Raw genomic sequence first — 15366 nt, 5'->3', positions numbered from 1 at the left:
CTCATGGGGCCCGCGCGATCCGGTTGGATCGTTCCCAGGCTGCCGAGCGCGCCCGATTTTCCATGAGGCGCGCGCCCGTTGGCGTGCGCGACGGCTTAAGATCGGGCCGCGCAACTGGGGCCTCCTCCGCCCCACCCGCAACGAGCGCCACTGCCCCACCGACCTAGCAGCGTCCCCCACCGACACCCCGCCACAACCCGTTAACAGGTATCAGCGTGTCACCGATACTCAGTACCGGTTCCGGCGATGGAGCCGCGCAGTGAAAATCAATCGTCGCCTCGCCCTGCTCGTCACCGCGCCTCTCACCGTGGCCGTCGCCTTCTCCGGTCTGGCCCTCGCACCCGCGACCAACCAGGCGCTCCAGGCCCACCGGCTGACCGAAATGGTCGATGTCGCCTCCACCGCGGGAGAGTTGACCCACCAGTTGCAGCGCGAGCGGGTGGCAGCCACCGCGCTGGTCTCCAAACAGGGAGATACAGAGGCGTTCCGGGAGAGTTCCCAGGCGACCGACACAAGCGTCGCCGAATTCCGCGCCCGGAGCGCACAGTTGTCCGAAGTGCCCGGCAGCGCACAGGGCGCGCTGGACCGTATCGAGCGCTTCATCGACGAGATGCCCTCGCTGCGCGCCCAGGTGCGCTCGGGCGACATCACCATCTCCGCGCTCGCCTTCGGCTACCGGATCGTGATCGCCGACCTCAACGGCTACCGCGAGGGCATCGCGCAGGCCGACGGCGTCGACGCCGACATCGCGGACCGGATCCGCGCCGCCGCCGCTCTCTCCGAGGCGGCCGAGCACACGGCCCAGCAGCAGGTCACCGTATTGAGGGCGCAGGCCGCGGGCGGCTTCACGACCGCCTCTCAGCGGACGTTCGACGCCGGCCGGCTGGGGTACACCGAGTCGATCAACGTCCTGTTCGACCTCGGCCCCGACCAGTGGCGGACCTGGCTGGAGCGCACCCTCTCCGGCGCGAAGGCGCTGGAGGCCCGACGGCTCGAGGACGAGATCGGGCGTACGGGAACGAGCAAGGACATCGACGTCACCCCTAAGGAGTGGCAGAAGGCTTCCCAGGACCGTCTGACGCTGCTGCGTTCGGTGGAGACGCGGATCGACGCGTCCGTCCTCTCGGCGGTCTCCGACGCGCGCACCACGCTCTTCTGGATATCCGGGGCCGAGATCGCCCTGGTGCTGCTGACCCTGGTCGGCGCCGTCATCGTGGCCGTCCGCCTGGGTCGCGTGATGATCCGCCGGCTCCGTGATCTGCGCAACGCCGCGCACGAGGTCGCCCACACCGGGCTGCCCGCCGTGATGAGCGAACTGTCCCAGCCCGGCGCGCTGAGCGGCGCGACCCCCGAGCAGGTCGCCCGCGCGACCGGCAACCCGGTCAAGACCACGGGCGAGGACGAGATCGGCGAGGTGGGTGAGGCGTTCAACGCCGTCCATCACGAAGCCGTCCGGCTGGCCGCGCAACAGGCCCACATCCACGAGCAGTTCGCGGACACTCTGGTCGGAGTCGCCCGCAGGGGCGCGCAGTTGACCACCGTCATGGTGTCCGAGCTGGACGCGGTCCAGCGCGACGAGGCCGATCCCGCACGCATGAAGACCCTCTTCGCTCTCGACCACCTCGCCATCCGCATGGAGCGCAACACCAACAGCCTGCTGGTGCTCGGCGGGTTCGGGCAGGCCCGGGTGCGCTCGCAGGACGTCGACTGCTCCACCGTCATCATGGCCGCGGCCCAGCAGATCGAGCGCTTCGACCGCGTGTCGCTCGGCGTCGTCGAATCGGAGATCGGCATCGCCGCCCGCGCCGTGCACGACGTGGCGCACATCCTGGCGGAGCTCCTCGACAACGCGACCCGGTTCTCGCCGCCCGACAAGCAGGTCGGGGTCGCCGTATGGCGGCTGTGGGACCGGGCCGTCGTGCAGATCGTCGACGAGGGCGTCGGTATCACCGCGGAACGCCGCGCCGTCTGCAACGCCGCGCTGCGCGAGCCGCGGTCGGGCATCGGAGACATACGGTCCATGGGTCTGCACGTGGTGGCGCGGCTCGCCGCGCGTCACGGCATCACGGTCGAACTGTGCGACTCGTCGGGTCCCGGCACCATCGCGGAGGTCGCCCTGCCCGCGAGCGTGCTGGCCCCGGCCCCTCGGAAGGCCGCACCGCCGCCGCGGGGCACGCTCGGCGAGGACCGTGGCCACGGCGGCCGTGACAACGGTGCGCGCCGCAAGGCGCCTCGTCCGGCCGCACAGCCCGACCGGCCCGTCGCGGCGCGGGGCGCGACCCAGGACGCGGGCAACCGGGTCGCACCGCGCGGTGACACCACCGGAACCAACGGGTTCCACGGTGGCGGTTCCGGCGCCGGCACGCGCGAGCCGGAACACGAGCGCGGCGCCGCACCCGCACCCGCCCGGCACCCCGTACGCGACGAGCCGGTTTCACGCATCGCCGGAGTGAGCTCCTCGGGACTGCCCGTGCGACAGCGCACCGCGCCCCCTCAGCGGGCCACCCTGGGCAAGCGGGACGGCTCCGAACAGCGCTCCGGCGCCGCCACACCCAGGCCCTCGCCCCGCCGCCGGGACTCCCGGCAAGTCTCCGACGTCCTGGCGGCCTACGCCCAGGGCATCAACCGGAGCACCAACCAGCGCCGGCGTTCCACCACCGACGACGACACCGAACGGAGCGAGAAATGACCTCACCCGCCGACCTGAGCTGGATCCTGAGCGACTTCGCCGGACGTATCCCGGAAGTCACACAGGCGATAGCCGTGTCTGTGGACGGACTCGCGCTGGCGTACACCGGTGTGGATCGCGACGACGCCGACCGGCTGGCCGCCATCGCCTCCGGCGTCGTCAACCTGCTGTCCGCCGCCGCCCAGTTGACGAACACCGATCCCGTCGAGCACAGCCTGACGGCGATGGAGGGCGGCTACATGTTCTCGATGGCCGTCTCCAGCGGCGCCTCGCTGCTGGTGACCACCACCAGGGACGCGGACATCGGTGAGGTCAGCTACATGATGTCCGAACTGATCAACCAGGTCGGCGACTCGCTGTCCCCCCAGGTCCGCGAGCCGAGCACCGAGCACGCGCGCTGATCACCTGGCCGTTCCCGTACGACCGGACCACCCGCTCCGCCCGTTCCTACCGATGAGAGTCCTTATGTTCTTCGACCTGTCCCTTTCGCGCCGCCGCAGACTGCGGCCGGTCGGCGCCGCCGCCCTCGCCCTCGGCCTGGCAGCCGTCACCGGGTGCAGCGGCGACACCGGAGCCGGCGGCGACACCGTGAAGGTCGGCCTGGTGGCTTCCCTGTCCGGCACCTACAAGCCGGTCGGCACCGACCTGCGGGCCGGCTTCGAGCTGTACCTGGAAACCCACGGCAACAAGCTGGGTGGACGCGAGGTCGAGCTCATCGTCGCGGACGAGGGCGACGGTCCGCCGACCGCCGTTCCCGCGGCCACCAAGCTGGTCAAGAAGGACAAGGTCGACGCGCTGACCGGCTTCGTCGGCGGAGGCTCGGTCAACGCGGTCCTGCCGCTGGTCGACCAGGCCAAGATCCCCTTCCTGGGCTCGAACGGCCGGCCGCCCGTCAAGAACCTCGAATACGTGTGGACGACGAGCTTCCTGTCCGACGAGCCGGGCAAGGCCATCGCCCCGTACGTCAAGGAGAAGGTCGACGGACCGGTCTACGCGATCGGACCCGACTACCAGGGCGGCTACGACGAACTGCGCGGGTTCACCGAGGAGTTCAAGCGCCAGGGGGGCAAGCTCGCCAACCCCGACGGCAAGACCGCCTGGACGCCGTTCCCGAAGACCACCAACTTCATGCCGTACTTCGCCGAGATCGCCAAGACGGACGCCAAGGCGGTCTACTGCTTCTACGCCGGCAAGGCCGCGATCGACTTCGCCAAGCAGTACGCGCAGTCCGACATAGCCGACCTGCCGCTGTACACGGCCTTCGTCACCGAGGGCAGTGTGCTCCAGGCGCAGGGCGACGCGGCGAAGGACATCTACTCGGTCCTGAACTACGCGCCCGACCTCGACAACGCGGCCAACCGCAAGTTCGCCGCCGACTGGACCGCCAAGCACGACACGCAGCCCACCACGTACGCGATGGCGTCGTACGACGCGGCCGCCGTGCTGGACCAGGCGATCGCCGACGCCGCGAAGAAGGGCGACGTGACGCCGCAGACCATCAACAAGGCCATCGCGGACCTGGGGCAGATCGACAGCCCGCGCGGCGCCTGGGAGTTCGGCGACAAGGCGCACTCGCCGGTGCAGAACTGGTACCTGCGTCAGGTGCGGCCGGACGGTAACCAACTGGCCAACGTCATGGTCCAGGACCTGGCGACGCTCGGCGGCTGACGTGGAACTCCTCGATGCCCACCTCATGCCGGCGGTGGACGGTGTGGCCTACGGGCTGCTGCTGTTCGTCGTCGCCGCCGGCCTGAGTCTCGCCTTCGGCACCGCGGGCGTGCTGAACCTGTCGCACGGCACTCTGTACGCCATCGGCGCCTACACGGGCGCGGAGTTGAGCGACGGGACCTGGGGCGGTCTCGTCCTCGGGCTGGCCGCCGGAACCGCGGCGGCGTGCGTCGCGGGAGCGGGACTGTCCGCCGCGACGGTTCCGCTCGCCCGGCGTGGGCATCTCGCGCAGGCACTGCTGACGTTCGGGCTCGCCCTGATCGGCGGTGACCTGCTCATCCAGTTCTTCGGGGCGGACGAGCTTCCGGTACGCGTGCCCGAGGCGCTCGACTCCTCGGTCACGCTGCTGGGCCACCGGTACCCCGCGTACCGGCTCTGCTTCATCGTGATGGCCGTACTGCTCGCCGCGTTCGGCACGTGGATGCTGACCAGGACCCGCGTGGGTGCGGCGGTACGGGCCGCCGCCGACGATCCGCAGATGCTCGCGGCCACCGGCCACAACCCCCGGGCGGTGCACACCGGCGTCCTCGCGGCGGCGGGTGCGCTGGCCGGCGCGGCGGGCGTGCTCGGGGCGCCGATCATCGGTCCCGGGCCCGGCACGTCCGAGAACGTACTGATGCTGTCCCTGGTGGTGGTCGTGCTCGGCGGGCTGCGCTCGCTGTGGGCGACGTTCTTCGCGGCGATCGCCGTGGGCGAGGTCCAGACGCTGGGCGTCTCGGTGGCGCCGGACCTGGCACCGTACCTCCTCTTCGCCGCGATGGCGGCGGTGCTGGTGATCCGCTCCCGCTTCGCGGAACCGGCGGCCGCACACGGCCCGGAGGGTCCGTCCTCGGATCCGGTGGCCCGGCTCCGGCGTCAACTCGCCGCGCGGTCGCGCCCGCGGCCCCGCGGCACGGCGGTGGCGGCGGCGCCGTCCGGCGGGGGCGGGGGCGCGTTCCCGGGGATCGGGTGGCTCCCGCGCGGGGCCGCGTGGCGGCGGGCCGCCCCGCTGCTCGTGGCTCTCGCGGTACTGATCGCGTTGCCGTGGCTGCTCGACTCGTACAGCATCTCGCTGGCCGGTTCGGCCCTGGCCCTGGGACTGCTCGCGGTCAGTGTCACCATCCTCACCGGCTACGCGGGACTGCCCACCCTCGGGCAGACCGCGCCGTTCGCCGTCGGCGCGTACGCCACCGCGAACCTCGCCCAGGCCGGGTGGACCATGGGCCCGGTGCAGATCGTCCTCTCGGCGCTCGCCGCCGCGGTCTTCTCCGCGGTGACGGGGCCCGCCGTGATCCGGGCCCGTGGCACCACCGTGCTGATGATCACGCTCGCCGTCGGCGAGCTGACCGGCGCGGTCATCAACCAGTTCAAGTCCGTCACCGGCGGCGCCGACGGTCTCGTCGGCTTCCCGTCCACACAGGCCCTGTGGGGCGGGGAGGGGATGTCCGGGGAGAGCGACGTCTACACCTACGCGCTCGTCGTCGCCGTCATCGCCGTCACCGTCACCCTGCTCGTACTGCGCTCCCCCGCCGGAAAGCTGCTGACCGGCACCCGGGGCGCCGAGGCGCGGATGCGCGCCTCGGGGCACCCGGTGGGGCGCTACCTGCTGGTGGCGCACATCTGCGCCGGCGCGCTGGCCGGTGTCGGCGGCTCGCTGATGGTCACCGTCCAGCAGTACCTCTCCCCCGCCGACGTCGGCTTCGAGATCGCCGCGTTCGCGCTGCTCGCGGCCGTCATCGGCGGTACGACGTCCGTGATCGGCGCTCTGATGGGCGCCGGGCTCATCGTCATCACACGGGACTGGGTCGCCAGTTCGTGGCCCGGCCACGGGCCGCTGCTGCTCGGCGTGCTGTTCGTCGCGGCCGTGTACCTGCTGCCCCGCGGCCTGGCAGGGCTGCGCGGCGGATCCGGCCGGAGCGGGCCGGCTCCCGACGTGCCCCGGCCCGACGACCGGCCGCCGGCCTCGTCCACGTCCGCGCACACCCCGACCCCCGCCGGGAAGGTCTCCCCATGACGCCCCCACCGACCGCCGCGTCGGCATCCCCGGTGCTGGACCTCACACGTCTCACCCGCCGATACGGCAGTCTCACCGCCGTCGACGACGTCAGCCTGCGGCTCCCCGCGGGCGCCCGGCACGCCGTCATCGGGCCCAACGGCGCCGGCAAGACCACCCTGCTCAACGTGATCGCGGGTACCGACCGGCCGGACCAGGGCACCATCGTCCTGGGCGGCGTGGACATCACCCGTACGGCCACCGCCAAACGGAGCCGGCTCGGCATCGCCCGCAGCTTCCAACAACCGTCGGTGATATCCGAGTTGACGGTGCTGGACAATGTCGTACTGGCCGGCTGGCCGCACCACCCGAAGCGCCGCGGCGCCTGGCGCAGCCCGTCCCGCTACCGGCTGCACACCGAGTCCGCGGGCCGTCATCTGGAGGCCGTCGGCCTCGCGGACATCGCCCATCGGCCGGCCTCCACGCTCTCCCACGGACAGCGCCGCATGCTCGACCTCGCCGCCGCGCTGGCGGGCGAGCCGCGCCTGCTGCTCCTGGACGAGCCGGCGGCCGGGCTGACCGACGGCGACATCGGCCGGCTGCTCGGCGTCCTCGGGGGCCTGCCGGAGAGCGTCGCGATCATCCTGGTCGAGCACCATGTCGAGGTCGTCGCCCAACTCGCCACGACGGTAACGGTCCTGGCCGCCGGGCGGGTGCTCGTCACCGGCCCGACCCAGGAGGCGCTCGCGCACCCCGAGGTCCGCGACGCGTACCACACCACCGGCACGACGGCGGACGGGACCACGGCCGGTGTCGCACGGCCCATCACCGCGGCGTCCACAGCCGCCGCGTCCACCGGCGCGTCCGCCACCGATCCGTCCGACACCGGCCCGTCCGCCGGCGCGAGAGGGTGACCGCCCCCCGATGCTCGAACTCACCGGCCTGACCGCGGGCTACCACGGCGGCACCGTCCTGCACGGACTCGACCTGTCGGTGCCCGCCGGCACGGTCCACGCCATCGTCGGCCACAACGGCGCCGGCAAGACCACGCTCGTCCACACCGTCGCCGGGCTGATGCGCCCCGGCGCCGGTCTCGTACGGCTCGACGGCCGGGACGTGACGGGGCAGCCCGCACACCGGATCGCCCGCGCCGGGATCGGTCTCGTACCGCAGGGCCGCCGTGTGTTCGCCGGGCTCACCGTCGCCGAACACCTGCGGCTGTCGTACCGTCCGCCGCGCCGCGGCGACACCACGCGCCCCAGCGTGTGGACCCCCGCACGCGTCCTGGAACTGCTGCCCCGGCTGGGCGAGCGCCGGGGCAACCGGGGGACGGATCTGTCCGGCGGCGAACAGCAGATGCTGGCACTGGCCCGCGCGCTGCTCGGCTCCCCGAAGGTGCTGCTGCTCGACGAGCCGACCGAGGGCCTCGCGCCCGTACTCGTCCAGCAGGTCTACGAGTTGGTGACCACACTGGCGGACGAGGGCATCGCCGTCGTGCTGGTCTCCCCCAGCCCGGCCCAGGCGGCCGAGTGCGCCCGTACGCTCACGGTCCTCACCTCGGGACGGACGACGCTGCGGCTGGACGGCGCGGACGCTCGTGCCGATGCCACCGCGCTGTACGCCGCACTCGAACTCGCGCCGACGGCCGTCTGAGACGCGGGCACCACCCGCCATGAGGGCGGTGACCGGCACACGGTCACCGCCCTCGTCGCGCCCCGGGTCGTCCGGGTCCTCCGGGCCTATTCGGCCTTGATGCTGTGGCCGCCGAAGCCGCTGCGCCGGTCGGAGCCCTTGTTCTGGTCCTGCCACCACACGTCGAACTCCGGCTGGCCCATGGCGGACCAGTCCGGTGTGTTCTCGACCTGCGCACTGCCCATCCTGCGGGCGAGGGCGACCATGGCCGCCCCGACGGCGCGGCGACCGGCGTCGTACTTCTCCAGGACCTCCTGCCAGCTGCTCCCGGCCGTCCAGGCGGCCTCCAGGGCGGTGGCGTCCTGGAGCGCCTTCACACTGCCGCCGCCGATGTGCGGCCGGGCGACGCTGGCGGCGTCGCCGACGAGCACCATCCGTCCCGAGGTGTAGCGCGGCACCTCCAGGTCGTAGATGGGCTGGATGAAGGTGGTCTCGGGGGGCGTACGGAGCACCCTGAGGGCCCAGTACGGCGGGAAGTTGTCGGCCACCAGGGCACGCAGGTGCGCGATGAGCTCCGAGTGCAGACGGCCCGGCGGCAGCGAGGTCGGGGTCAGCAGATCGGGGTGGAGGCCGTCGGTCTGCGGGGGCCTCGTGTAGAGCACCCAGTTGAGCCGGTGCCCCCCGACGCCGTCCGGGATGCGATAGATCATGCAGTGACCGCCGGGGAAGACGACGTTGTGCGCGTCATGGCCGTCCGAGGGGAGGTCGGCGACGTCCGACGACGTACCGCGCCAGCCGATGTAACCGGCGTACGTCGCACCGGCGCCGGGGAACATGGCCTCGCGGACGACCGAACGGTACCCGTCGGCGCCGATCACGACGTCGAAGCGCTCCTGGTATCCGTCCGCGAGCCGCAGCGTCACACCGTCGGTGTCCGGCTCCACGCCGGTGACCATCGCGCCGGACCGGTAGGTGACCTCGTCGGGCACCCGGCGGCGCAACTCGCTCCACAGGGAACCCCAGTTGTAGGCGCGGAAGGGGAACGGCTGCTCGCCGACGGCCCGGCCGTGGTCGGCCTCGCCGTCGCGCACGCTCCACACGCGCCGGGTCAGTGGCGCCCACGGCATCTCGGGGGCCACATAACCGGCGTGCCTCAACTCGTCGTACCGGTCGTCGTGGAGGGCGATCCCCACTCCCCTGTCCCGGAGTTGTGCGTCGGCTCGCTCGAAGACGGTGATCTTCTCCGCTCCGCCGCGCGACGCGGCCAACGCCGTGGCACACCCCGCTATGCTGCCGCCGACCACGGCGACGCTGCCTCCACGCATGACTGGCTCTCCACTCACTTGGTGTTCCGGTCACCGTTCCGGCCACTGTTCCGGCCGCTGTCGCGTCGGCGTGACCGGCCGGAAATCCGCTTGCACTGGCGCTCGTTGTCCCGTAACCCGCGTGGTCGGGACCCGGACGGAATCCTATCGAGCATGTGGCCGGTGCCCGTCCCGGAATCACCCCGCTGTGATGCGGAACCTGACGGTGCGGGATTCGGGGCGAAGCGCGAATTCAGGCCATACGTCATGTCCACAGGCCCGTGAGCCGAGGCCGTGCTGGGCCGCGTCGATGATCAGGTGACTCGTCGTCGACTCCGGAAGTTCATAGGGGTGCGCGGCTCGTGCGATCTGCTGGGGGGTGTGGCGGCTGAGCGTGAAGCCGGGGCGCCGCCCGCGCGTGTCCGGAAGTGTCGTGACGCGCAGCACTTCGGCGCCGGCGCTCGTCAGCGACAGCTCTCGCAGCCGCGAGCGGTGCCCCGTCTCCTGGGGGCGCGCGTAGTCCACGGAGAGGTCGCGGACGGTCGAGGAGAACCGACCGGTGCGCGCCGCGCGGAGACTGTCGGGATAGGACTCGAACGGGCCGAGGCCGAACCACTCGGCGCCGTCCACGGGGGCCGTGCCATCGGGCAGTTCGAACCGTATCCCGATCCGCGGCCACACCGTCGGCCAGCCGCTCGACGGCTCGATCTCCACGCGCAGTTCGAGTTCACCGCCCACGAGCGACCACACCGTCTCCACGGTCACGGACGAGGCGGAGTTCGCCGCGGAGACCCTGGTGACCGTGCGCAGTGCCGTCGCGGTGCGCTCCACGGACACGCCCCGCGTGACCAGCCGGTCGAGACCGTCGCGACGCCACAGTTCGGCGTTGGACACCCCGGCGACGCTGCCGTCGCTCTCCCCGACGTCCTCGGACGCGCCTTCGTCGTTGTCGGTCGGGGCCCGGAACAGCTCCAGCCGCGGGCCGGTCACGGCGCGGCCGGCGAGACGTACGAGGGACCCCTCGGCGAACTCGGCGATGCCGAGCGTCAGCGTGCCGTCGCTCCGCCGCCAGTCGGTCTCCGGCCGGACAGCCGGCGCGGGACGGCGCGTCGAACGGTCCAGCTGCGCGGTCGCGATCACATGCCCGGCGGGCGCCCAGGCGGTCCCCTCCGCCAGGACGGCGTCGATGGTGAGCCACGTCTCCGCGTCCCCCGACACCGGGATCCGTGGCAGCGGCACACGCGCCGACCCGCCCGCCGCGATGACGGGGACCTCCATGTCCCCCTCGTCCACGGGCGTTCCGTCGTGCTCGACGCGCCAGCGGAAGCGCAGGTCGGACGTGTCGGCGGAGTGCCGCAGACTGGTCAGCGCGAGCTCGTCGCCGTCGAAGGCGAAGCGGACCGGCTGCACGACCGCCTTGTACTCGTGGAGGCTGGGGGTCGGCACGTCGTCGCTCAGCAGCATGCCGTCCATCACGAAGTTGCCGTCGTGTACGGCCTCTCCGAAGTCACCGCCGTACGCGTAGTAGGGCGTGCCGTCCGGGGTCGTCGTCAGGATGCCGTGGTCGCGCCATTCCCAGACGAAGCCGCCGTGCAGCCGCGGGTGTTCGTGCACGAGCGCCTCGTACTGGTCGAGCGCTCCCGGCCCGTTGCCCATCGCGTGGGCGTACTCGCAGAGCAGGAACGGCTTGGTGCGCTGCCGGGCGCCCTGCGCGGGCGTGCAGTTCAGCAGCGGCGCGCGTGAGCCGTCGGTGCCGATCTGCTCGGTCTCGGACACCGACGCGTACATACGGGAGTAGATGTCGGTGTACTCGCCGGCGTGGTCACCTTCGTAGTGCACGGGCCGTCCGGCGTCCCTGGCATGGACCCACGCCGACATCGCGGCGAGGTTGCTGCCGGTCCCCGCTTCGTTGCCGAGCGACCAGATCACCACGCTGGGATGGTTCTTGTCCCGTTCGACGGTGCGCTCAATGCGGTCGAGACAGGCGTCACGCCACGCCGGGTCATCGCTCGGGTTTCCGGCCCAGTCGAGACCGTCGAAGCCGTGTGTCTCCAGATCGCATTCGAGGACGACCCAGAATCCGAGTTCGTCGGCGAGGTCGAGCAGCCGTGGATGCGGCGGGTAATGGCTGGTGCGGATCGCGTTCACGTTGAACCGCTTCATCCGGGCCAGGTCCTCGCGGGCGTGCTCCTCGTCGAAGACGCGTCCGCGCTCGGGGTGGGTCTCATGGCGGTTCATGCCGTGGAACACGACACGGCGGCCGTTGACCAGGAACTGGTCGCCGTCGATCTCGACGGTGCGGAAACCCACCCGCAGGGCGATGCTCTCCGCGGCCGTCGACACGGTGGCGTCGTACAGGCGTGGCCGCTCGGCCGACCAGGGCTCCACGCCCTCGATGGCGAGCGGGGCCACGTCGGCCGCCGTCGACCAGACCTGTTCGATGCCGAGTTCGGGGAGGCGAAGGGTGACCGGGTACGCCGCCGCGTCGGCGGTGACCTCCGTCTCGATCCGTCCGCGCCCCGTCTCGAACCCGGTGCGCAGCCAGACGTCCTCGATGCCTCCGGCAGGCCGTGCGATCAGGGTGACCTCGCGGAAGATTCCCGGCAGCCACCACTGGTCCTGGTCTTCGAGATAGCTGCCCGCCGACCACTGGTGCACGCGTACGGCGACGACGTTGTCGCCCGGACGCACCGACGAGGTCACATCGAATTCGTGGGCGAGCCGGCTGCCGGCGGCGCCGCCGATCTCGTCGCCGTTCACCCAGACCTTGAAAAGGGACTCGACACCGTCGAACCGCAGCACGACGCGCTCGGCCTCCGGCCAGTCGGCGGGCACCTCGAAGTGGCGGCGATAGTCGCCGGTGGGGTTCTCGTCGGGGACATGGGGTGGGTCGATCGGGAAGGGGAACTGCACGTTCGTGTAGATCGGCCGGCCGTGGGCCCCGTCGCCCTGGAGCACCCAGTGGGAGGGAACCGGGATGTCGCCCCAGCGGCTGTCGTCGAAGCCCTCGGACGCGAAATCCTCCGCCACCGCCGCCGTTCGCGACAGACGGAAACGCCAGTGCCCGTTCAGCGAACGAGAAGGGGCGTCGGAGTGCAGCCACGAGCGCGCCGCGCGGAGCGCGCCACGCCCTGGTGTGGTGTCCGAGACATACGCGGAAAGCTGGGAGTGCACGAGGTCACAACTCTCTCTTGATGACGAAAAGGATCCGAACGCCTGGCCGCGAGCGGTGGTCTACCGCACCACGACCGTCCGGATCTCCCAGGGGCCGAGGGCGAGTTCCAGTCCGTCCGTGACCGGCGTCGCGGAGAGCGGTCTGCCGAGCAGGTCGACCGTGGTGGCTTCGGTGAACGCGCCGGTCACCCGGGCGGTCGAGCCCGTGTCGCTCATCGCGGCCAACCGCACCTCGATGCCGGGACCGCGCTCGTCGCCCTCGACGCGTCGGATGCTCGATACGAGGATGTCCGCACCGTCCACGCGCAGCCCGGCCGTGTCGGGCGGCAGCCGGTCTCCGGCGGGCGCGGTCCCGCGGGCGACCAGCACGTCGTTGCGGAAGTCCTCGGCGAGAACGACCGCGTTCGCGCCCTGCCAGCCGGTCGACGAGGGGACGATGGCGAAGCGGTTCTCGATGCGCATGCCGAGATCCTGCGCGCCGGGTGCGGGGATCTCGCTCGCCGCGGGCTCGTCGCGCAGTGGATGGATGTTGACGCTGATGGAGCCGATGGCGCGCAGCAGTGTCAGAGCGATGCCGGAGCCGTCGCCGACGAGTTCGTACTCGGTGGCGTGGTCGACGAGTACGTGGGCGGCGCCGGCCGACACGAACGAACTCGCGGGGAAGGTCGGGATCGGGTATTCGCCCCAGCCGCCCTCGGCGGTGAGCCCTCGCTCGGTGACGGCGAACTGCCCGGCGGACGCGGACACGGTCACCGCCTCGGGCAGTGGCACGTGGAAGCGCAGCCGGTGGTCGGCCGACTGGTTCAGGAACGACGTGGAGACCCGGACGAACGGCTCGCCCACCCGCACCTCCACGAGTGTCTCCACCGGGGTCGGTACGGTCCGGCTGTCGCGCAGGTCGCGCTCGTCGGAGGAGAGCGCGACGGGCCACTCGTACACGCGCGTGACACGTGTCCTCGCACGCAGCGGGCCGTCCTCGAGGAGTTCGACGGTGACCTCGGTGGGCTCGGACACGAGCACGTCCTGGGCCGGCGGTGCGTAGTTGTAACTGTCGCCGCGGTCGCCGCCGTCGACGAGCCGGCCGACGCCGCGCAGCACGGTGCCGTCGGTCCCGGTCATGTCGAGGGTGCCGTCGGCGGCGATCGTGACCTCGACCAGTCCGTTGGAGAGCGTGCGGTCCGTCGCGGTCGCGGGCGCGGCGGCGGTCGCGGGTGCGGACGTCGTCGGCCGTACGGGCGTCCGGTCGCTCGGTTCGACACGGAAACCCGCGAGCCCCGAGGCGGGTACGCGCACGGGCACCAGCGCGGTCGCGCGGGCTTCCTCCAGCGTCAGCACCCTCCACTCCCCCGGATGCGCGGCGGCGGCAGCGACCTCCCGGCGCAGGATCAGCAGGTCGAACGGTCCGCTGGCCGGTACCTCGGCGAGATGGAAGACGAGCGATCCCGGGGTGAGTTCGTAGTGGTCGATCAGACGGCCGAAGAGCTCACGGCGGTGGATGCGGCGGAGCACACGTTCGAGCTGCGAGGCGTCCATGCGCTCGTCGCTGAGCACGGTCGGGGCCTCGGAGATCAGCTGTACGGGACGCGTCGAGCCGTCGGCCGCGGTCGCGACGAGAACGGTTCCCGCGGGCGGCGCCGCGACGTCCACCTCGACCAGCGCCGTGCGCGGGAACGGCAGGGGGTTGGCGACCAGATAGGCGTCACTCGGCACCAGGGCGGCGGGCACGGCGAGGGCCGCGTCCCGGACGGCCCGTGCGGCGTGCGTGGCTTCGGCGAGGCGTGCTTCGACCTGATCGGAGGTCTCGTCGGTACCGGAGCCGACGACCGAGTCGTGCGCGGTCGACTCGATGATCTTGTGCCACGCCAGCGAGAGGAACGGTGAGTCGTCACGCCGGGACCACAGCGCGTTCAGCCGCTCGGCGTGGTCGATGGTGCGCTCGGCGACGGCCATCCGCTGCTTGAGCCCGAGCCGCACGGAGAGTACGCCCGGGAGGATGTTGCCGCGCACATGGCTGCGCAGCTCACCGGTGACGACGGCGGAGACCTCGTCGCGTACATGCTCGCGGATGTACTCGTCGAGCGTCGCGATGGTGATGGCGCGTTCGTCGCCGGACGCGCGCCGCAGCCAGGTCGCGAGTCGCGGGTCGGGCGCGTTGTGGTCGGTGCCGGCCATCGCGAGCACCGGATCGTCACCCCACCGGTCGGCCGTCATCTCCGCGTACTCGCCGAGCGCGCGCCCGATCTGGTCGGGCACCAGCAGGACGTCGAGGCCGTTGTCGTAGCCGTCGAAGAGGAACTCGGTACGCACTTCGGAGCCGTCGGGGGCACGCCAGCGGAAGGCGTGACCGTCGACGGAGCCGGGAACTCCGCGCCACAGCGCCGCGTGCTCGATTCCGGCGCGCGCCAGGATCTGCGGCATCTGGGCGACATGGCCGAACATGTCGGGCAGATAGCCGATGGGCATCGAGCCGCCGAGTTCCGCCGCCGCCGCCCATCCCATCTGCAGATTGCGGACGATGGTCTCGCCCGAGCAGAGGAACTCGTCGAGCAGGATGAGCCAGGGCCCGATGGCGAGCTGACCGCCGGTGACCAGGGCCACGAGCCGGTCGCGGTTCTCCGGTCGCATCTCCAGGTAGTCCTCGATCGCGGCCATCTGCCCGTCGACGGTGAACCGGAAGTCCGGGTTCGCCTCGGCCGTCTCCAGCACCGTGTCCAGCGCGGCGACAAGCCGGTGCCGGAACACCTGGAAAGGCTCATACCATTCCCGGTCCCAGTGGAAATGGGGCACGAAGACGGCGGAGTTTCGCATAGCGGGAGGGGCTTTCTGTTGGCGGGGGCATGGGTGAGCGGGAGAGCGTCGCTTCGGGG

Annotated in this window: 9 protein-coding genes; 6 read left to right on the top strand and 3 right to left on the bottom strand. The window is 71.7% G+C overall.

All coding sequences use genetic code 11. The features are described 5' to 3' along the window. The first annotated feature begins 259 nt into the window (after positions 1–259). The 6 genes from CU044_RS11590 (at position 260) to CU044_RS11565 (ending at position 8042) form a co-directional block, all read left to right on the top strand. Positions 260–2689: a sensor histidine kinase gene (locus CU044_RS11590; protein WP_129768428.1), complete on the top strand. Its 2430-nt coding sequence runs from the start codon at positions 260–262 to the stop codon at positions 2687–2689. Further along, positions 2686–3090, top strand: a complete 405-nt coding sequence (locus tag CU044_RS11585) for a roadblock/LC7 domain-containing protein (protein ID WP_129768427.1) — start codon at positions 2686–2688, stop codon at positions 3088–3090. The genes CU044_RS11590 and CU044_RS11585 overlap by 4 nt, the downstream gene beginning before the upstream one ends. A 64-nt stretch (positions 3091–3154) precedes the next feature. Beyond that, positions 3155–4357, top strand: coding sequence for an ABC transporter substrate-binding protein (locus CU044_RS11580; RefSeq protein WP_129768426.1), 1203 nt, complete (start codon positions 3155–3157; stop codon positions 4355–4357). 1 nt (position 4358) lies between these two features. After that, positions 4359–6410: an ABC transporter permease gene (locus CU044_RS11575; RefSeq protein WP_129768425.1), complete on the top strand. Its 2052-nt coding sequence runs from the start codon at positions 4359–4361 to the stop codon at positions 6408–6410. Continuing rightward, entirely contained in the window at positions 6407–7303 is an 897-nt protein-coding gene (locus CU044_RS11570; RefSeq protein WP_129768424.1) for an ABC transporter ATP-binding protein, read from the top strand. Before CU044_RS11575 ends, CU044_RS11570 begins: the two co-directional genes overlap by 4 nt. Positions 7304–7313: 10 nt before the next feature. Then, positions 7314–8042, top strand: a complete 729-nt coding sequence (locus tag CU044_RS11565; protein ID WP_129768423.1) for an ABC transporter ATP-binding protein — start codon at positions 7314–7316, stop codon at positions 8040–8042. 86 nt (positions 8043–8128) lie between these two features. Here the strand turns inward: CU044_RS11565 and CU044_RS11560 are convergent, their stop codons facing one another. From CU044_RS11560 to CU044_RS11550, 3 genes are all read right to left on the bottom strand, one after another. Further along, the gene (locus tag CU044_RS11560) at positions 8129–9346 is read right to left on the bottom strand and encodes an FAD-dependent monooxygenase (protein WP_129768422.1); all 1218 of its coding nucleotides are present in this window, start codon (positions 9344–9346) and stop codon (positions 8129–8131) included. Between the two features lie 177 nt (positions 9347–9523). Continuing rightward, positions 9524–12499 (bottom strand): glycoside hydrolase family 2 TIM barrel-domain containing protein, encoded by a 2976-nt coding sequence (locus CU044_RS11555; RefSeq protein WP_129768421.1) that lies wholly within the window; start codon positions 12497–12499, stop codon positions 9524–9526. A gap of 60 nt (positions 12500–12559) precedes the next feature. After that, positions 12560–15307, bottom strand: coding sequence for a glycoside hydrolase family 38 C-terminal domain-containing protein (locus tag CU044_RS11550; RefSeq protein WP_129768420.1), 2748 nt, complete (start codon positions 15305–15307; stop codon positions 12560–12562). Between the last annotated feature and the right edge of the window lie 59 nt (positions 15308–15366).

The organism is Streptomyces sp. L-9-10 (genome assembly GCF_004151105.1).
Classification (GTDB): Bacteria; Actinomycetota; Actinomycetes; order Streptomycetales; family Streptomycetaceae; genus Streptomyces.
Note: the sequence above shows the minus strand (reverse complement) of the source record. Positions and strands in the feature narration are given on the sequence as shown.